This window comes from Collinsella sp. AF19-1LB, assembly GCF_003459655.1.
Lineage (GTDB): Bacteria > Actinomycetota > Coriobacteriia > Coriobacteriales > Coriobacteriaceae > Collinsella.
Genome location: NZ_QRWO01000004.1, coordinates 42,369 through 60,753 on the forward strand (window position 1 = coordinate 42,369; position 18,385 = coordinate 60,753).

An 18,385-nucleotide genomic window follows, 5' to 3' on the forward strand; every position below is an offset into this window, starting at 1 on the left:
GACGCAATGACCAAGAACCGCACCGAGGTCGCGGACATCGACCGCAGCCTCTACGACTTCACCTACGGCGAGGAGGGATTCGAGCGCCTCGACGCCGGCATCACGCCCGACATCGTGCGCGAGATCAGCGCCAAGAAGGACGAGCCACAGTGGATGCTCGATCTGCGCTTAAAGTCCCTCGAGATCTTCAATCGTTTTCCCGACCCGACGTGGGGCCCCTCCATCGAGGGCCTGGACATGGACAACATCGTCACCTACGTCAAGCCCAACACCGACCAAAAGCACGACTGGGAGTCGGTGCCCGACGACATCAAGAACACCTTTGAGCGCCTGGGCATCCCCGAGGCCGAGCGCAGCTACCTGGCGGGCGTCGGCGCGCAGTACGACTCCGAGCTGGTCTACCACAACATGCAGGACACCGCGTCCAAGATGGGTATCGTCTATTCCGGCATCGAGGAGGCCCTGCACGACCCGCAGTGGGAGCCGCTCATCCACGAGAAGTTTATGACGCTCATCCCGCCCACCGACCACAAGTTTGCGGCCCTGCACGGCGCCGTATGGTCGGGCGGCTCGTTTGTCTACGTGCCCAAGGGCACCAAGTTGGACTTCCCGCTGCAGAGCTACTTCCGCCTTAACGCCAAGGGCGCCGGCCAGTTTGAGCACACGCTCATCATCGTCGAGGACGACGCCGACCTGCACTTCATCGAGGGTTGCTCCGCGCCCAAGTACAACGTTGCCAACCTCCACGCCGGCGCCGTCGAGCTCTTTGTGGGCAAGCGTGCGCACCTGCGCTACTCGACCATCGAGAACTGGTCCAAAAACATGTACAACCTCAACACCAAGCGTGCGCGCGTGGACGAGGATGGCGACATAGAGTGGATCAGTGGCTCCTTCGGCAGCCACGTGGGCTACCTCTACCCCATGAGTGTGCTCAACGGCCGCCGCGCCCGGTCGAGCTTTACCGGCATCACCTTTGCCGGCGCCGGGCAGAACCTCGATACCGGCTGTAAGGTCGTGCTCAACGCCCCCGAGACCTCGGCAACCGTCGAGACCAAGGGCATCTCCAAGAGCGGCGGCATTCAGACCTTCCGCAGCTCCATCGTGGCCACGCCCAAGGCCGAGGGTTCCAAGGCAACCGTGAGCTGCCAGTCGCTCATGCTCGACGACCAGAGCCGCTCCGACACCATCCCCGCCATGGACATCCGCGCCAAGAACGTCGACATCGGCCACGAGGCCACCATCGGCCGCATCGGCGACGACAAGGTGTTCTACCTGATGAGCCGCGGCATCTCGGAGGAAGAGGCCCGCACCATGATCGTCAACGGCTTTGCCAACCCGGTCTCCAAGGAGCTGCCGCTGGAGTACGCCGTCGAGATGAACAACCTGATCAAGCTCGAGATGGAAGGAGCGATCGGATAATGAAACAGGAAACCAACACCGCTGCTACCACCCTTGAGCAGGTCAACGCGATGCCGGCTGCCACTTGGGGCTGGCTGAAGATGAATCAGACCAAGCTCGAGCTCTCTGACGAGCTTGCCGCCGCTCCCGCGGAGGCCGTTGAGGTCGAAGGCTTGGGCGAGCAGTTTATTGGCGTGACAGACGCGTTCGACGCCGCCATGGACGCCATGGCCGAGCGCTTCCCCGAGCGCCGCTCCTCCGCCCCCGGTGATGCCGCCGACCGCGCCCGCATCACGCCCGAGACCGAGCTCGACGTGCCCGCCACCTCCGTCTACCAGGCCGGCGCCATCAAGCTCGAGGAGGAGCTCTCCCCTGCTGAAGCCTTCGAAACCGGCATGGGCGAGGCTGCCTACGCCTACTTGGCCGAGCACGCTACCAAGCGCATCGTCATCGATGTGCCCGCATACCAGCACGCCACGGTTACCGTGCGTGTGAGCGGTGTCGATGCCGCCGCGGCCATCGCCGCCATCGACGTCGTCGCTCGCCCGCAGGCAACGCTCGACCTGCATATTGCCCTAGACTCTCCTGTTACCGGCGAGGGTGTCGTGGGCTCCGTGCTACGCGTGTGCGCCCACGAGTACGCCACCGTCAACGTGACCTGCACGCAGACACTCGACGACAGCTGGATCGCACTCGACGACACCGGCCTGTTCCTGGACGAGGGCGCGCGCGTCAACGTGCAGCACACCGTCCTGGGTGCCGGCGCCAGCGCCACCGGCCTTGCCGGCGACCTGCTGGGCGACACCGCCAAGGTGACCATCGATACCGATTACCTGGGCGCCCGCGAGCAGGTGCGCGACTTTAACTACGAGCTGCGCCACCGCGGTCGCAAGACCGAGTGCGAGATCGACGCCAACGGCGTGCTGACCGGCACGTCCAAGAAGGTCTACCGTGGCACCATCGACCTCGTGCACGGCTGCAAGGGTGCAACCGGCACCGAACGCGAGACGGTGCTTTTGGCCAACAAGGGCGTCGACAACAAGACCGTTCCCGTCATTCTCTGTGACGAGGACGACGTCGCCGGCAACCACGGCGCCACCATCGGTCACGTCCGCGACGAGCAGCTGTTCTACCTCGCCTGCCGTGGCCTTGACCAAAACGCCGCCGAGGACCTGTTCATCCGCGCCAAGCTGGAGGACGCCGCGCTTTCCGCCACCGACGAGCGCACCCGCGCCGCCGTCGTCCGCCTAGGCAACAACCTGATCGACAACTTTGAAGAGGAGCTCGCATGATCGACACCGAGCACGTTAAATGCGATACCTGTACTGCCCCCGAGCCCATGGAGCTCGACGCCAGCGACGAGGCTTCGCGCGGCTGGCCCACCGTGGACATCGAGACCAACCCCTACAAGGGCCAGTTCCCGCTGTTCCAGCAGCACCCCGAGATCGCCTTCCTCGATAGCGCCGCCACCGCGCAGCGCCCTGCCTGTGTGCTCGACGCCGAACGCGACTTCTACCAGCGCATGAACGCCAACCCCCTGCGCGGCCTGTACTCGCTGTCCGTCGAGGCCACCGACGCCATCGCGAAGGTCCGCCAGCAGATCGCTGACCTCATCGGCGCCTCACAGGCCAACGAGGTCGTCTTCACCCGCAACACGAGCGAGTCGCTCAACCTGGTCGCTAAGAGCTTTGCGCCCACAGTGCTCGAACCGGGCGACGAGGTCGTCATCACCATTATGGAGCACCACTCCAACCTGATTCCGTGGCAGCAGGTCTGCCGCGAGACCGGCGCCAAGCTCGTCTACCTCTACCCCACCAAGACCGGCCAGCTCACCACCGAGGAGGTTCTTGCCAAGGTGGGTCCCAAGACCAAGATCCTAGCCGTGGGACAGGTCTCCAACGTGCTGGGCGTCGAGAACCCGGTCAAGAACCTCGGCAAACTCGTGCACAAGTACGGCGGCTACCTGGTCGTCGACGGCGCGCAGTCGCTGCCGCACATGCCGGTCGATGTGGCCGACCTGGGCGCCGACTTCTTTGCCTTTAGTGCGCACAAGGCCATGGGCCCCATGGGCATCGGCGTGCTGTGGGGCAAGATGGACCTGCTCAACGCCATGCCGCCCATGCTTACCGGCGGTGAGATGATCGACTCGGTTACTGAGCAGGACGCCGTCTGGGCTCCCGTCCCCGAGAAGTTCGAGGCCGGCACGCAGGACGCCGCCGGCATCTTCGCCACAGGCGCCGCCCTCGACTACCTCGTCAACACGGTGGGCTACGAAAACATCCAGGCACGCGAGCAGGCACTCGTCCACTACCTGATGGGCGAGCTCATGCAGCTCGACTTTGTCCAGATCATCGGCTCAATCTATTGGGATAACCACCACGGTGTCGTGAGCTTTAATGTCAAGGGCATCCACCCGCACGATGTCGCGAGCATCATGGACATGGACGGCGTCTGCATCCGCGCCGGTCACCACTGCGCGCAGCCGCTGCTCACCTGGCTGGGCGTCGAGAACCTTGCCTGCTGCCGCGCCAGCGTGGCCTTCTACAACGACAAGGCCGACATCGACAAGTTCATCGCCGGCCTGCATCACGTTTGGAGCACATTCAATGGGTAATCTGTACACCTCCACCACATTTATGGAGCACAACTCGCACCCCGACTATAAGTACGAGATGGATGCTCCCACGCACGAGCACGACGGCATCAACCCCAGCTGCGGAGACGAGCTCACCTTGCAGCTGCGTGTCGAGAACGGCGTGATCGAGGAGGCCTCCTTTACCGGCCACGGCTGCGCCATCAGTCAGGCCAGCGCCGACATCATGGCCGACCTCATCACCGGCGAGACGGTCGAGGAAGCGCGTCGCTTGGCAGGGCTCTTCCTCGCCATGATCCGCGGCGAACAGCTCTCCGAGGAGGACCTGGAAGATCTGGACGAGGCCGCCCAGCTCCAGGACATCTCGCACATGCCCGCCCGCGTCAAATGCGCCGAGCTCGCCTGGCGCACCCTCGACGGCATGCTCGAGGGGCAAGCAAACCAGTAGCGTATGCCCCGAATCCAAGGTTTTTGATTGCCGAGCCGCCCGATACGGGCGGCTCTGTTTTTTCTAATGAGCGCGAACGCACAAAGTCCGCGCGTCCGGCACCCCGTCTGTCATTTACCACACAGCCAGACGCGAACACGGGCGTTTTCCACAGCACCAAAGGCCTGCGGCAGGGCCACGAGCACGCCTAGCATCGTCCCATGCCCCATCCAGCTGGGCTCCGATTCGCTTCGCGCCTGCTGCAGACGGGTCCCATAGGGAGCGGCGTGCATTTTTGCGAGTATTCAGCACGCCAAGCTGTGTGTATACGCATCGAAAGCGTTAATCAACGTCTCCAGGCGCATATATAGTGCGTTTTAGAACAAGCATCGTGGTCTCAGGGGCGCAAACATGAGCTTCGGGAGCGCATCGGCAGGCATAAATAGCTTCGGGGCCCGTATGTTGCAAAATTGCGACGGTAGTGGCAGTACCGCGATGCTGAAAACTCCATTTTTTGCACGGCGCAGATGGGGGTAGGCACGGGCAAACCCGGACTGAGCCCTTATTTTATGCAAGATGGCGATTGTTCTAAGCATATTAAGAAGTGCAGTTGCCGCACCAAGCTTTTGAACGCTTGTTGCGGCGTATGGACGACCCCATCTGCGGCGCACAGGCGACCCTACATCACGTTTCCGCCAGTCCGCATCGCCGTCCGCGCGCGGGCACGCACAATACGAGAGACGGTACTTTTGCCAATCCCGGTATAGCGCTCAATCTGGCGCACCGTGAAACCGGCATCGTGCAATCCAAAAATAACGGTATCGCGCTGCGCCGGCGGTGCGGCTTTAACCCCGCGAAGCGGAACCCCGAGTTCCTTAGCCATCTTGCCGGCAAAGGCGTGGCGTTCCCACTCCGTCTCTTTCATATCGCCCAGCGCTGGCTCGCCGCCGTCGGGCGTCGAAAGTGAATAGGCAATAAAGCCCTCGGCAGAACCAAAGAGCTCAAGCACGCAAGAAGGATCAGAAAATCCCCTCGCGACATCAGCCGCGTCACCGTCGTAAGCGCGCAAATGCTCCGCAAAGCTGCTCCAGGGATAACGCTCGATTAGGCCAACGCCCGCCTCCTGTGGATCGGCGTGTACGGAGCGAATAGCCTCCATCACCTGCCAGTCGGTATCGAGCGAGCGCCGGTCAAAACGGTTCTGGAACAGATGACCTGTGCGCCCCGTGCGTTTATTGAACCGCCGCGCGTACGTCAAAAGCAGCCGGTGCATCGCCGCGCTCATCGCGTCCTCGTAATCTGCCAGCACCAGATGCACGTGATTGCCCATAAGACACCAAGCGATAACCGTGACGCCTGCCTCCCGGCAGCAGTCGCGCATCAACTCCAAAAACTCCCACCGGTCTTCATCGCCCTCAAAGATGAGCTGCTTGCCCGTACCGCGGGCACAGACATGGTAAAAGCCGGTAACCGTTCTCCAAACGCGCTGCATGGCGCTCCCTTCGCCGGGATCTGCTTGCCATCCAATACAGCACGATTGAAGCGTGCCATCAAAACATCCACGCAAAACAATAGACTCGCGCGGCCAAAGGCAGTAAATAGGCGGCGAACGGCACCGTTGCAACAGGTCAGCCCCTGCAACGCTTACAAGAGCTGACCAAAAGCTTGCCCAAGACGAACCCCCTCTACGGAAGTTCGCGACCACAGAACATAGAGTTAAACCGTTTCAATTTAAACTTCCGGACTTCTCGCTACGAAAACTGAGCCGTTCGCCGAATATTCCGTGCATTTCGCGGTATTATAGGGGCTGCATGTCATGTCCCTTTCGAAGGGTCGCCCGGCAATCGCCAGCCACGACCCCCAGACGGGACGCCAACACGATAGAGAGGAGAGGCATGCAGTACTCACAGGAAGTGGAGAACATGTGCCCCGTTGCCAAGGGTGCATACCACGGCCCCGCACCCATCCCCGAGGAGGGCAAGTGGGTCCAGGCTAAGGAGATTTCCGACATCTCCGGTCTTACGCACGGTGTGGGTTGGTGCGCACCTCAGCAGGGCGCCTGCAAGCTCACGCTGAACGTCAAGGACGGCATCATCGAGGAGGCCCTCGTTGAGACCATCGGCTGCTCGGGCATGACCCACTCTGCCGCCATGGCTTCCGAGATCCTTCCCGGTAAGACCATCCTCGAGGCCCTCAACACCGACCTCGTCTGCGACGCCATCAACGTTGCTATGCGCGAGATCTTCCTGCAGATCGTTTACGGCCGCAGCCAGACCGCGTTCTCCGAGGGCGGCCTGCCCGTGGGCGCCTCCCTCGACGACCTCGGCAAGGGCCTTCGCTCTCAGGTCGGCACCATGTTCGGCACCAAGGCCAAGGGCGCTCGTTACCTCGAGCTCGCTCAGGGCTACGTCACCCGCATGGCTCTCAACGACAAGAACGAGATCATCGCTTTCGAGTTCCTGAACCTCGGCAAGTTCACCGACGCCGTCAAGGCCGGCAAGACCCCCGAGGAGGCCATCGCTGGCGCTATGGGCCACTATGGTCAGTGGGAGAACGCTGCCAAGTACATCGACCCGCGCACCGACGAGGAGACTCACTCCGTCGCCAGCGTGTTCCCGGTTCACGAGTAGAAAGGGAGGGAAATAACTATGACTGTTACGTTCGAAGGTTACGAGCGCCGCGCTGACAAGATCAACAAGTGCCTCGCCGACAACGGCATCGCCTCCCTCGAGGAAGCTCTGCAGATCTGCACCGACAAGGGCTTCAACCCGCGTGAGATCGTCAACAACACCCAGTCCATCGCCTTCCAGAACGCCGAGTGGGCCTACACCCTCGGTTGCGCTCTCGCTGTCAAGCGTGGCGCCAAGTCCGCTTCTGAGGCTGCCGCCATCATCGGCGAGGGCATCCAGGCCTTCACCGTTCCCGGCTCCGTCGCCGAGGACCGCAAGGTCGGTCTGGGCCACGGCAACTTGGGCGCTATGCTACTCTCCGACGACACCGAGTGCTTCGCCTTCCTGGCCGGCCACGAGTCCTTCGCTGCCGCTGAGGGCGCTATCGGTCTGGCTCTGAACGCCAACAAGGCTCGTAAGAAGCCGCTGCGCGTTATCCTGAACGGTCTGGGCAAGGACGCTGCTCAGATCATCGCCCGCATCAACGGCTTCACCTATGTGAAGACCCAGTTCGACTACTACACGGGCGAGCTCAAGGTCGTCGAGACCATCCCCTACTCCGATGGTCCCCGCGCTGCCGTTAACTGCTACGGCTCCGACGACGTCCGCGAGGGCGTTGCCATCATGTGGCACGAGAACGTCGACATCTCGATCACCGGTAACTCCACCAACCCCACGCGCTTCCAGCACCCCGTCGCTGGCACCTACAAGAAGGAGCGCATCGAGGCTGGCAAGAAGTACTTCTCCGTCGCTTCTGGTGGCGGCACTGGCCGTACCCTGCACCCGGACAACATGGGCGCCGGCCCTGCCTCTTACGGCATGACCGACACCATGGGCCGCATGCACTCCGACGCCCAGTTCGCCGGTTCTTCCTCCGTGCCTGCACACGTCGACATGATGGGTCTCATCGGCATGGGCAACAACCCCATGGTCGGTGCCACCGTCGCCTGCGCTGTCGCCGTCGAGGAGGCCCTCAAGGCCTAATCGCGCCCGCGCGATGCTCATACAGTTGAGCTTTGGAGCCGCTACCTTTCGAGGTAGCGGCTCTTTTTGTTTACGCTGTCGCAGGGTAGCTAATGCCGATATATCAGTTGGGGCGAAATACGAGATGAGACGAGATGGAACGTCAGAGTGTCCATGACGCCCACCTGTCATATTTGCCCTTTACCGATTTGCCGAGTCTTTGCGATACCTTTGCCGATCACCCGTGCGACAATGCGCCGGACGAGAAAGGAATCCGATGGAATCGACTGATGTACTGGTAATTGGATCTGGCATTGCGGGCCTTTGCGCCGCCATCGAAGCGGCACGCACGGGTGCAGCCGTCACTGTGGCAAGCGCCGGCAAGACCATGAGTGGATCGAGCTTCTTCCCCGGAACCTGGGGCCTGGGGCTTATCGGACCCGTTAACGAAGACGACGAACAAGACTTCATCGACACCATTCAGACCGTTGGTGGCGGCGTCGCCGACCCCGAGCTTGTCCAGACGTTTGTGCACGGCATTCCCCAGGCAATTGAATGGCTCGAGCAAGACCTGGGCGTTGAGCTCCAGCGTCCGCAAAGCGCTGAGAGCGCTCAGCAAAAGCAGTTTATTCCCTGCTTTGACCACAAGACGCGCATGTGGCGCGGCCTCACCCGCAAGCCCCTTGAGGACGCATGTATGGCCCAGATCGAGTCGCTCGGCATTCGCCTGCTCCCCCGCCATGAGCTTATCGATCTTGTTGAGAACACGAACGGCAGAATCACCGGAACCGTGCTCTACGACCTTACCGAAAATCGAATCGTGCCCTTTGCTGCCAAGGCCACGATCATCGCAGCCGGTGGCACAGGCGGCCTGTTCGAGCGCAGCCTTACGTCGGCTGATGTGCTCAGCTCCTCGCAGGCCATCGCACTGGCGCACGGCGCATCGCTTACTAATATAGAATTCATGCAGATGATGCCCGGCTTCATCGAGCCCAAGCGCAACCTGGTCTTCAACGAGAAAACCTGGCGCTACGTACATGTAGACCAGCCGGTCGATATTGCCGACGGCAAGCTAAACGATCTGCTTGAGCAGCGCTCTGGATATGGTCCTTTCACCTCGCGCTTGGCCTCCCGCGCCATCGACCTCGTCATAGATCAGGCAGGTGCAGAGGGCCTGGCGCTCCACTACGACTTCCCCCGCGAGGACATCCCCGAGTTTGTGCAGACCTTTGCCACCTGGCTGCAAGACGAGCACGGCATCGCGCCGACCGACGAGATGCGCGTGGCGATGTATGCCCACGCCGCCAACGGCGGTATCAAAATCGACAAGACCGCGTACGCAGGCGTTGAGGGCCTCTACGCCTGCGGTGAGGCAACAGGCGGCATGCACGGCGCCGACCGCATCGGCGGCTTGTCGAGTGCCAATGGCATCGTGTTCGGGCGCATTGCGGGCGCATCGGCAGCCCAAGCAGCGCTGGACGCTCCTGAGGCGGCCGCACCGATGGATATCGCCCTCCCCCAGCATGGCATAGCTACAGCAGACGCCGAGCGCCTGACCCGCTGCCTCAAACGCACAATGAGTACCTACTGCATGATCAACAGGACCGAAGCGGGTCTATCCAAGGCCCTGCAACAGCTTGAAAGCCTGCAAGACGACGCAACGGCGCTGAGCAAGCCACACGCCAATGACAGCGAAATCGCAGCCCTCGCCCGCCTGCAATCGCAGATTCAACTAGCACAGGAAATGGTCAAAGCCATGCGCAAGCGAACCGAAAGTCTCGGATCGCACTATCGAGCGAATTAAACTGGACACCTATCTAAAGCAAAACACAACTAATCGATATCTATGGGCCCCGTGAACTCGAAGTGGCACGGGGCCCATTCGTGTCCGCACGGCAGCGTATCCTAATTCTGAATACAGAGCGGGCAAAGCCCGCATAGACAATAGGCCAGCGAGGAGGAGATATGGACAGTAGAGATATCGAGAAGTGGCGTGTCAAACTTGATAGCTACGCCAATGTGGCAGACGGCGTTGAGTATTGGCTCGCACGCGATTTAATGGAACCCATGGGGTACACTCGATGGGAGAACTTTGCCGAAGTTGTTAAGAGGGCAAAAGTCTCGTGCGAAACAAACAAAACTCCAGTTGATTCCCATTTTCGTGACACCACGAAAATGGTAACTGCCGGTGTCGCCGCTCGCGCGGTTAAAGACTACAAACTTACGCGCTATGCATGCTATTTAATCGCCCAGAACGGAGATTCAAACAAGCAAGAAATCGCGCTCGCACAGGCGTACTTCGCCGTGCAGACGCGCCGGTTTTACTGATCCCCAGGGTAGACTCGATCTGTGAAAGTGGCTGTGCCCTTTCGGGTTCGACCCCATGCAAGGTCAAAAAAAGCGACCAGCCGAAGCCAGTCGCTTTAACATACTTTGGTGGGCCGTCAGGGGGTCGAACCCTGGACCTTGGGATTAAGAGTCCCCTGCTCTACCAACTGAGCTAACGACCCAAAGCTAAAGTCCGTGTTGGCGGACTTTAGAGGAGATATCGTGTGGTGGGCCGTCAGGGGGTCGAACCCTGGACCTTGGGATTAAGAGTCCCCTGCTCTACCAACTGAGCTAACGACCCGATATCAACACGAAGCAAGAACTGGGGTGGGTAAAGGGACTCGAACCCTCGACCTACGGGACCACAACCCGTCGCTCTAGCCAACTGAGCTACACCCACCGTGTCCTGTGCGCTTCGCGCTCGACTATTATTGCAAGGAACGCCACGCGATGCAAGCCCCAATTTTCAAGAATTTTGAAAAGAGTTTTTCGAGGCCGTTTCGAGCAAATCCCACCGGTTCCATAGGAGTAAACTTGCTCCACCCAATGCTCGAAAGGATAGGCATGAAAGAACTCTCCAACCGCACGGCGGCGTTTACCGATTCGGTCATCCGCCGCATGACGCGCATCTCCAACAAGTATGGTGCCGTCAACCTGTCGCAGGGCTTCCCCGACTTTGATCCCCCGGCGCAGCTGCTCGATAGCCTCAGCACCATCGCCACCGATCCCAAGCCGCTCTATCACCAGTACTCCATCACCTGGGGCTCCCAAGCCATGCGTGAGGCGCTTGCCGCCAAGCAGGAGCATTTTATGGGCATGCCGGTGAACCCCAACGAGAATATCGTAGTCACTTGCGGCTCCACCGAGGCCATGATGGCCGCCATGATGACGGTCACAAACCCCGGCGACAAGGTCGTCATCTTCTCGCCATTCTACGAGAACTACGGCGCCGACACGATCCTCTCGGGTGCCGAGCCCATCTACGTGCCGCTTAACCCACCTGCGTTCGACTTTGACCGCGAGACACTCGAGGCGGCCTTCCGCGACAACGATCCCAAGGCCATCGTCCTGTGCAACCCTTCCAACCCCTGCGGCAAGGTCTTTACGCGCGAGGAGCTCACCTTTATCGCCGACCTCTGCAAACAGTACGACGCCTACTGCATTACCGACGAGGTATACGAGCACATCGTCTACGCGCCCCACGAGCACGTCTATATGGCCACGCTGCCCGGCATGTTCGATCGAACCATCAGCTGCAGCTCGCTGTCCAAGACCTACTCCATCACCGGCTGGCGCCTAGGCTACACCATCGCTCCCGCCGAAATCACCGAGCGCATCAAAAAGGTCCACGACTTCCTCACCGTAGGCGCCGCCGCTCCCCTGCAAGAAGCCGTCGTCACCGCCCTCAACTTCGACGACAGCTATTACCAGGAGGTCCTCGACCTCTACACCGCCAAGCGCGACCTGTTCTGTCAGGGACTCGACAGCATCGGCCTTACGCACAACGTGCCGCAGGGCGCCTACTACGTGATGATGGATATCTCGGAGTTTGGCTATGACAGCGACCTCGACTTCTGCGAGGATTTGGCCTCCAAGGTGGGCGTGGGCGCCGTTCCGGGCTCGAGCTTCTTCCGCGAGCCCGTCAACCATCTGATTCGTTTCCACTTTGCCAAGCGAGACGAGACGCTCAACGCTGCGCTTGAGAACCTCAAGTCGCTACGTGATAAAATCAACCCGCGCGGGTAAGGACGGCCCGGCAACTAAAGTAACCAAAGAAGCCCCGCATCGCCCGCCGCGTTGCGAGGCTTCTTTTTATAGCGCTTTCTTAAATGGTTTAGAGCGCTATATTTTAGTCACGGAGCAACTCATCCCGGAGAGAGGAATACTATGGCAGAGCAGCAGCTTATCGGAGCGCTCGAGGCCGGCGGCACCAAGATGGTCTGCGCCACGGGCTATGCGGACGGCACGGTCCTGGAGCGTGAGCAGATCGCGACCACGACTCCGCAGGAGACCGTCGAGGCCGTCAACGCATGACTTGCCGACAAGGGCATCGCCGCGCTGGGCATCGGCGCCTTTGGCCCCACCGCAGTCAACCCTGCCTCGCCCCAATACGGCAAGATCCTGGAGACGCCCAAAACGGCATGGCGCTACTTCGACCTGCTGGGCACCATCCAAAACGAGCTCAATATTCCCTGCGGCTACGACACCGACGTCAACGTCGCCTGCCTGGGCGAGGTCACCTTTGGTTGCGCCCAGGGCCTCACTGACGTGGTGTATCTGACCATCGGTACCGGCGTGGGCGCTGGCGTGCTCTCGGGCGGTAAGCTCGTGCACGGCATGATGCATCCCGAGGCTGGCCACATCCTGGTCACGCGCGACCCGCGCGACACCATTGGCGAGCACAGCGCCTGCCCCTTCCATGACAACTGCCTCGAAGGCCTCATCGCCGGCCCCGGCGTTAGAAAGCGCTGGGATGGCAAGAGCGCCGGAGACATGGCTGATGACCCGGAAGCCATGGACCTGCTCGCCGGCTATCTGGCACAGGCACTCATGACCTACACGCTGTGCTACGCGCCGCAAAAGATCATCATCGGCGGCGGCGTGGCCGACCACACTCCCATCGTGCCGCTCGCACGCAAAAAGTGTGCCGAGATGCTCAACGGCTATATCGTCACGACCGAGGTCAACGACATCAATAACTACATCGTCAACAACAGCCTCGAGGGCAAGCAGGGCGTTATGGGCTGCCTGGCCCTGGGCGCACAGGCGCTTCAGTAGCAGATGAACCCACAGGGCGTGGCGCGCCCGGCAAATCCGACCTACGAAACGACGCCACCACGCCTCATATAAGCCCTCAAATAAAAAAGGCCGCCTAGGACCAAACAATACGTCCTAGGCGGCCTTTTTGGCGCACATCAGCGACCGTAAGAGATATCGGAGCACAACGCCCGTTGCCGCTCCACAGCAGTCGATCATCACATCGGTGATCATGCCGGCGCGTCCCGGCACAAAGAGCTGAATCGTCTCGTCAATCGAAGGAATCAGCAGCAGGAACACCGCCGTGGGCAGCAGCACGTCAAAGGTGCGCCGGCCCTCAAAATCAAAGGCGTGCGTTGCCAGGATGCCGAGCACCATATACTCGGAAAAATGCGCGCACTTGCGAACAACAAAGTTGGTCACCCATTCATATGGAAGTCCCACGCCGTGCAGGAAACCGCGGATAGCTTCCATGACCGTTAGGCTCAGTGAGCCCGACCCCGAGCCGGGAACCAGCGAATTGCCCCAGATCAAGAGCGCCATCAGGCAGGTTACGACCGCCCATTTTCGATTGATCTTAACCATGCAGAAGTTATGCCTCCGCGCGGAGCGGCGCGAAGCTGGCGGTACCGCCCTCGATAACGCTCAGATAAGCACGGCCCGTACGCTTGGCGGTAGAGGACTGAAGACGCTCGATCTCTTCCTCGAGGATCTGATTGACGCGCTCGTGACGACGATTTTCCATAATGCCGGCGGCAATAGCCTCGGCCCGCTCGATGCTCTCACGCGAGATACGGGCAGTATCCTCGGGGAACACAGCGCTGTGACGGCCGACATAGGCGGGGGCAGCAGGCTGAGGGGCAGCGACGGGAGCGGGGGCTGAAACAGGAGCAGGCTCGTCAATCTCATCCAGAATCGCGGTGGCGGCGGCCCACATACCCTCGTGGCCCGAGTAATCGGCCATGGGGACATCAACCTCGAGCGAGGCGTCCGGAAGGTCGCCGGTGTCGATGCGATCTTGGGCATCAATCGATGCGGTGATGGCTGCAGGCTCATCGAGGTCATCGAGATCGATGTCCGCGACACCGGAGATGATAGGCATGCTGGCGAGGTTTGCGTTGTACGGCGCAGCCTCGGCCGCCTGCTGCCGGGCAGGAGCGCCCCAAAGCGAGCTTTCGGCGGCGCGGCGGGCGGCAACGGCCTCCTCGTCCGCGGCCATGGCTTCATCAACGTACGAATTGTCGGCAGAAGCGTTCGCGTCCGCCGAGGTAGCGCTGCAGGCGTTATTGGCTGCCGCGTTGGCAACGAGTGCCACGAAAGCCGCCGTGCTGCCCGCAGGGGCGGCCTGGGAGCCCGACACGGCGCGTGCCGCAGCGGCGATGTCATCGCGATTGAAGGAGCCGGTCTGCCCGCCGTTGGTGAGCTCGTCGATGGCGACTTGATAGACGTCGCGCGAGCGCGCAGGGTCGCAGCTAACCGGCGAATCGTCGTCGAGCATGCTGTCGATCATGGACCAAGCCTCGGCCTCGTCCATAGCATCTGCGGCTCGAGCGATGGTAGGGACACCATCGTCGGCATGACGGCGTTGGAACGCACCAGTCAGGCCGGAAAGGAATGCCGAGGTAGACTGCTCCGACTGAGCCTGAAAAGCAGAAGCCGCAGCGTATGGAGTCGCATCCTGCTGCTGAGCTGGAATCGAGGCGGTCTTGAACTCGCTTTGATGCTGATTGAGATTGGCGGCACCGCCCATGGCATCGGGCTGGAACAGACGCTCTTCACGCTGCGCACGATACTCGGAGATACCCAGCGAGGCGGCATAGATACCCACGCCCGCCACCGCGCCCACGGCGAAGGGAACCGCACCCGCCACGACCGTCTCGTTCACCGACGAAAACGGCAGCGTCGCGGCATACATAACCACGGGAGCGGCAAGGCCGATCCCGCACGAAAGTCCGGCAAGGACTGCTCGTTGTGTTGCATCAGAAGAAGCCATGAGCTCTCCCCATCTTCCAGCACCCAAATCGCATCATTCAGTTGGCTGCGCGAGAGAAGATGAAGCGGGGCTATGCCCCAAAGCAACGGTATATGGTTCGTTTCATCTGCGTTTTCCGTCGCGAAGCTTAAAAGCTATTATGCGAAACCACCCTGCCGATTGCAAGCGACGATGTCGGATTGAAACGGGAAACCTGCTGCTCGTCGGTCTTACGGTCAAAAATAAGCGCGGAGCGGCGCAATGGAAAGGGGCCGAGGCTCAAAGCCCCGACCCTTTATCGCATTGATGACTATCGCAGCGCGTGGATGACAACCTAGAACGTCTGCTCGTAGTCGCTGTGTTTTTTGGCCGAACGCACCAGGAACTCCTGGTTGGTGTTGGTGCCCTTCAGACCCTTGATAAACGACGCCGCCGCACGCTCGGTATTGTTCATGCCGGCAAGAATGCGACGCAGACCAAAGACAAACGGACGCATCTGCTCGTCGACCAAGAGGTCCTCGTTACGCGTACCGGAGGCAACGGGGTCGATAGCCGGGAAGATGCGGCGGTCGGCCAGGTCGCGGTCGAGCTTAAGCTCCATGTTGCCGGTGCCCTTGAACTCCTCGAAAATGACCTCGTCCATCTTGGAACCGGTGTCGATGAGGGCAGAGGCCAGGATGGTGAGCGAGCCGCCGTTCTCGATATTGCGGGCTGCACCCAGGAAGCGCTTGGGCGGATACAGTGCCGCCGAATCGACGCCGCCCGAAAGGATGCGGCCCGAGGCAGGCGCCGCCAAGTTGTAGGCGCGGGCGAGGCGCGTGATGGAGTCGAGCACCACCACGACGTCGCCACCCAGCTCTACGATGCGCTTGGCGCGCTCGATGACGAGCTCTGCCACGCGGGTGTGGTTGTCGGCAGGCATATCGAAGGTCGACGCCACAACCTCACCCCTGATGGAACGCTGCATATCGGTGACCTCTTCGGGGCGCTCGTCGACGAGCAGGCAGATGAGGTGCACCTCGGGGTTGTTAATCGAGATAGACTGGCAGATCTTCTTGAGGATCGTGGTCTTGCCGGCCTTGGGCGGGGACACGATCAGGCCGCGCTGGCCCTTGCCGATCGGTGACACGATGTCGATGGCGCGACCGGTAATAGAGTCCTTGCCGTGCTCCATGCGCAGCGGCTCGTTGGGATAGACCGGGGTGAGGTCGCCGAACTTGGGACGGTTGCGAATCTGCTCGGGGTCCAGACCGTTGACGGTCGTGATTTTGGCGAGGCCGGCGCGCTTGTCGCCGCCGCGCGAAGGACGCAGCGAGCCCTCGATGACGTCGCCCGTGCGCAGGCGCGCGGAGCGGATGAGGTAGGCGGGCACGAAGGCGTCGTCGTTGGACTTCATGTAGCCATGGGCGTGGATGATGCCGGAGCTGTCCGGGCGAATCTGCAGAATGCCCTTGATGTCGCGGAAGCCCTCGGCCTTCGCAGCGGTGACGTAGATTTCCTCGACGAGCTCGGCCTTCTTCTTGCCGGTCGTCTCGATCTCGAACTCCTTGGCCTTCTCGCGAAGTTCGGCAACCTTCATGGCAGCGAGCTCCTCGCGCGAAAGCGTAGGCTCGGTGGGAGCGGCATTACGCTCCTTGTTGCGTTGCTTGCGATCGCGCTGGCGGTTGCGACGGTCGTTGTTGCGCTCGTCCTTGCGCTCGTTGCGCTCCTCGTTGCGCTTGTGCTGGCGACGGTTGGGGCGAGCGCCGTCTTCGCTCTCGGCGGGGGCGGCACCATCGGTTGCGGTGGTGTCAACATTGGCCGCAGCGGCGTCATTGGCCTCGGCGCCAGAATCAACCTGCGCTTCGACATCAGCATGCTGCTCGGCGGCCTTGGCCTTAACGGACTTCTTGCGACCGCGCTTGGGCTTCTCGGATGCAGGCTGTTCGACGTCCTGGGGCTCGGCGGCATCAGTCGATACATCGGCGGTCGTCTCGGTGGAATCCTCGGACGCGCCCTTCTTGGCAGCCTTAGCCTTGGACGTGCGCTTAGCAGCAGTGCGACGCCTGCGACCGGGACGGACGTCGGCGGGCTCGGCATCGGCAGAAACGGCCTCGGAAGTCGTAGCATCCTGGACGGGTTCATCGGCAGCAGTTGAGGACTTGGCGGTCGCCGCAGCATCCCGAGCGGCGGCGGCTGCGGCTGCGGCCTTCTCGGCCTCGACAAAGGCCTTGGGCTTGCGACCGCGACGGTGCGGGCGCAAAGCCGGATCGACAACGGGAACTTCGCTGGCCTCGACAGGCGCAGCGGGCTCAACAGGCGATGTGCCCTCCCCTGCCGCGGAACGGACCGAAGCCTCAGTGAGCTCGGGGGTTACCTGTTCAGCAACCTGCTCGGCCTTAGCAGCCGTGCGACGGCGTGTGCGCGGTACCGGCTTCTCGGTCGGCTGGTCGGCGACAGGAGTCTCGGTGGCGGCAGGCGTCTCGAGCACAGACGGAGCTGCAAGCTCGGTCAGAGCCGCGGCCTCGCGCTCGGCAGCACGACGGCGGGCGCGCACCACCTGAGCCTCGCTAATCTGCGCCAACGCACGTGCCTGCGCGACCTCATCGGAAATCGGCGCCGAGGAGTCAGCTGCAACGGTGAGCTTGGCGCGCGTCGTGCGCGTGGTACGGCGCTTTGGCTTGGTGACCTCCTCGCCGTCAGCGGCAGGCTTGGCCGTGCGGCGCGTGCGCTTGGGCTTTGCCGGAGCAGCCTCCTCACCAGTTGCAGGCACGGCCTTCTCAGCCGCTACAGGCATAGGCGTCGAAGCAGCCTTAGGCGTCTCAGGAGCCGAGGCTTGCGCGGGCGCCGCGACCTGGTCCGACGCAAGCGGTGCAGCGGGAGCGGCCTGCGTCGTCGTTATTTCGTTTTCTTGCTGTTGATCAGACACAGTGTTTGCTCAACTTTCTTTTCAAGCCCTGTGATCACATGCTCCCTGCATAAACCTTCAGGGCGGCTAAACAGTCTAGTTCCGTTCAAAACGACGGACATCATTGATCTGTATCGAGATGATTGCGTCAACTACGCAGCGTTAGTGTAACACAACCGCCGCCACCTGCAACTTAGTCATTGGGGACGTTCTTAAACGACTAGTCAAAAGGGACACTCTTTGTTTGCCACCCACAAATCTGACTGCCTCCGCCAAAACTATGGCGGTTTACTACGATGAATCGCTCAACCGCGACCACTCCGAAACTTGTTGAACTAAAACCGCAGGTAGATGCCTTGCACTTTTTAGCAAAAAGCCGGCGTGGTTAGAA

At 61.3% G+C, this 18,385-nt stretch carries 13 protein-coding genes, 3 tRNA genes and 1 pseudogene; 10 read left to right on the plus strand and 7 right to left on the minus strand.

The window, feature by feature from the left end; all coding sequences use genetic code 11:
• The first annotated feature begins 6 nt into the window (after positions 1 to 6).
• From sufB to sufU, 4 genes are read left to right on the plus strand one after another with little or no spacing between them, the layout of a single operon-like run.
• A complete protein-coding gene (gene sufB / locus DWX39_RS01990) occupies positions 7 to 1,419 on the plus strand; it encodes a Fe-S cluster assembly protein SufB (RefSeq protein ID WP_022094821.1) in 1,413 nt (470 codons plus the stop codon).
• Complete coding sequence (locus DWX39_RS01995) at positions 1,419 to 2,690, plus strand: SufD family Fe-S cluster assembly protein (RefSeq protein WP_117758330.1); 1,272 nt, start codon at positions 1,419 to 1,421, stop codon at positions 2,688 to 2,690. The genes sufB and DWX39_RS01995 overlap by 1 nt, the downstream gene beginning before the upstream one ends.
• Positions 2,687 to 4,012, plus strand: coding sequence for an aminotransferase class V-fold PLP-dependent enzyme (locus tag DWX39_RS02000; protein WP_199411429.1), 1,326 nt, complete (start codon positions 2,687 to 2,689; stop codon positions 4,010 to 4,012). Before DWX39_RS01995 ends, DWX39_RS02000 begins: the two co-directional genes overlap by 4 nt.
• Positions 4,005 to 4,439 carry a Fe-S cluster assembly sulfur transfer protein SufU gene (sufU, locus tag DWX39_RS02005; RefSeq protein WP_117758331.1) on the plus strand — a complete coding sequence of 145 codons (435 nt, stop codon included), beginning with the start codon at positions 4,005 to 4,007 and terminating at the stop codon, positions 4,437 to 4,439. The genes DWX39_RS02000 and sufU overlap by 8 nt, the downstream gene beginning before the upstream one ends.
• A 658-nt stretch (positions 4,440 to 5,097) precedes the next feature.
• Here the strand turns inward: sufU and DWX39_RS02010 are convergent.
• Positions 5,098 to 5,910: a transposase gene (locus DWX39_RS02010; protein ID WP_117758332.1), complete on the minus strand. Its 813-nt coding sequence runs from the start codon at positions 5,908 to 5,910 to the stop codon at positions 5,098 to 5,100.
• A gap of 403 nt (positions 5,911 to 6,313) precedes the next feature.
• Here DWX39_RS02010 and DWX39_RS02015 point away from each other — a divergent pair, with 403 nt between their 5' ends.
• The 4 genes from DWX39_RS02015 (at position 6,314) to DWX39_RS02030 (ending at position 10,378) form a co-directional block, all read left to right on the plus strand.
• Complete coding sequence (locus DWX39_RS02015; RefSeq protein ID WP_006235554.1) at positions 6,314 to 7,048, plus strand: iron-sulfur cluster assembly scaffold protein; 735 nt, start codon at positions 6,314 to 6,316, stop codon at positions 7,046 to 7,048.
• 18 nt (positions 7,049 to 7,066) lie between these two features.
• Positions 7,067 to 8,071: a GGGtGRT protein gene (locus tag DWX39_RS02020; RefSeq protein ID WP_117640944.1), complete on the plus strand. Its 1,005-nt coding sequence runs from the start codon at positions 7,067 to 7,069 to the stop codon at positions 8,069 to 8,071.
• A 256-nt stretch (positions 8,072 to 8,327) separates the two neighbouring features.
• The gene (locus DWX39_RS02025) at positions 8,328 to 9,854 is read left to right on the plus strand and encodes an FAD-dependent oxidoreductase (protein ID WP_117758333.1); all 1,527 of its coding nucleotides are present in this window, start codon (positions 8,328 to 8,330) and stop codon (positions 9,852 to 9,854) included.
• 161 nt (positions 9,855 to 10,015) lie between these two features.
• Positions 10,016 to 10,378, plus strand: a complete 363-nt coding sequence (locus DWX39_RS02030) for a BRO family protein (protein WP_117758334.1) — start codon at positions 10,016 to 10,018, stop codon at positions 10,376 to 10,378.
• Between the two features lie 106 nt (positions 10,379 to 10,484).
• On the opposite strand, the gene DWX39_RS02035 is transcribed toward DWX39_RS02030, so the two are convergent.
• From DWX39_RS02035 to DWX39_RS02045, 3 genes are all read right to left on the minus strand, one after another.
• A tRNA-Lys gene (locus tag DWX39_RS02035) sits at positions 10,485 to 10,560 on the minus strand.
• 43 nt (positions 10,561 to 10,603) lie between these two features.
• Positions 10,604 to 10,679, minus strand: a tRNA-Lys gene (locus tag DWX39_RS02040).
• A gap of 22 nt (positions 10,680 to 10,701) precedes the next feature.
• Positions 10,702 to 10,778, minus strand: a tRNA-His gene (locus tag DWX39_RS02045).
• A gap of 164 nt (positions 10,779 to 10,942) precedes the next feature.
• Here DWX39_RS02045 and DWX39_RS02050 point away from each other — a divergent pair.
• Together DWX39_RS02050 and DWX39_RS02055 are read left to right on the plus strand one after the other, a co-directional pair.
• Complete coding sequence (locus tag DWX39_RS02050; protein WP_117758335.1) at positions 10,943 to 12,124, plus strand: pyridoxal phosphate-dependent aminotransferase; 1,182 nt, start codon at positions 10,943 to 10,945, stop codon at positions 12,122 to 12,124.
• 141 nt (positions 12,125 to 12,265) lie between these two features.
• Positions 12,266 to 13,156 (plus strand): annotated as a pseudogene (locus DWX39_RS02055) (ROK family protein).
• Positions 13,157 to 13,270: 114 nt separating this feature from the next.
• Here the strand turns inward: DWX39_RS02055 and DWX39_RS02060 are convergent.
• The 3 genes from DWX39_RS02060 to rho form a co-directional block, all read right to left on the minus strand.
• Entirely contained in the window at positions 13,271 to 13,720 is a 450-nt protein-coding gene (locus tag DWX39_RS02060) for a VanZ family protein (RefSeq protein WP_117758336.1), read from the minus strand.
• 7 nt (positions 13,721 to 13,727) lie between these two features.
• On the minus strand, positions 13,728 to 15,128 hold the full coding sequence (locus DWX39_RS02065; protein ID WP_117758337.1) for a hypothetical protein: 1,401 nt from the start codon (positions 15,126 to 15,128) through the stop codon (positions 13,728 to 13,730).
• A 313-nt stretch (positions 15,129 to 15,441) separates the two neighbouring features.
• A complete protein-coding gene (gene rho / locus DWX39_RS02070; protein ID WP_369832159.1) occupies positions 15,442 to 18,015 on the minus strand; it encodes a transcription termination factor Rho in 2,574 nt (857 codons plus the stop codon).
• Positions 18,016 to 18,385 lie beyond the last annotated feature (370 nt).

What these genes read in the sequence shown, in the direction of transcription:
- DWX39_RS02030 (WP_117758334.1), top strand. Translation starts at nt 10,016, where the DNA reads ATGGACAGTAGAGATATCGAGAAGTGGCGTGTCAAACTTGATAGCTAC.
- DWX39_RS02050 (WP_117758335.1), top strand. Translation starts at nt 10,943, where the DNA reads ATGAAAGAACTCTCCAACCGCACGGCGGCGTTTACCGATTCGGTCATC.
- DWX39_RS02015 (WP_006235554.1), top strand. Translation starts at nt 6,314, where the DNA reads ATGCAGTACTCACAGGAAGTGGAGAACATGTGCCCCGTTGCCAAGGGT.
- DWX39_RS02065 (WP_117758337.1), bottom strand. Translation starts at nt 15,128, where the DNA reads ATGGCTTCTTCTGATGCAACACAACGAGCAGTCCTTGCCGGACTTTCG.
- DWX39_RS02000 (WP_199411429.1), top strand. Translation starts at nt 2,687, where the DNA reads ATGATCGACACCGAGCACGTTAAATGCGATACCTGTACTGCCCCCGAG.
- DWX39_RS02020 (WP_117640944.1), top strand. Translation starts at nt 7,067, where the DNA reads ATGACTGTTACGTTCGAAGGTTACGAGCGCCGCGCTGACAAGATCAAC.
- sufU (WP_117758331.1), top strand. Translation starts at nt 4,005, where the DNA reads ATGGGTAATCTGTACACCTCCACCACATTTATGGAGCACAACTCGCAC.
- DWX39_RS01995 (WP_117758330.1), top strand. Translation starts at nt 1,419, where the DNA reads ATGAAACAGGAAACCAACACCGCTGCTACCACCCTTGAGCAGGTCAAC.
- DWX39_RS02010 (WP_117758332.1), bottom strand. Translation starts at nt 5,910, where the DNA reads ATGCAGCGCGTTTGGAGAACGGTTACCGGCTTTTACCATGTCTGTGCC.
- sufB (WP_022094821.1), top strand. Translation starts at nt 7, where the DNA reads ATGACCAAGAACCGCACCGAGGTCGCGGACATCGACCGCAGCCTCTAC.
- DWX39_RS02060 (WP_117758336.1), bottom strand. Translation starts at nt 13,720, where the DNA reads ATGGTTAAGATCAATCGAAAATGGGCGGTCGTAACCTGCCTGATGGCG.
- DWX39_RS02025 (WP_117758333.1), top strand. Translation starts at nt 8,328, where the DNA reads ATGGAATCGACTGATGTACTGGTAATTGGATCTGGCATTGCGGGCCTT.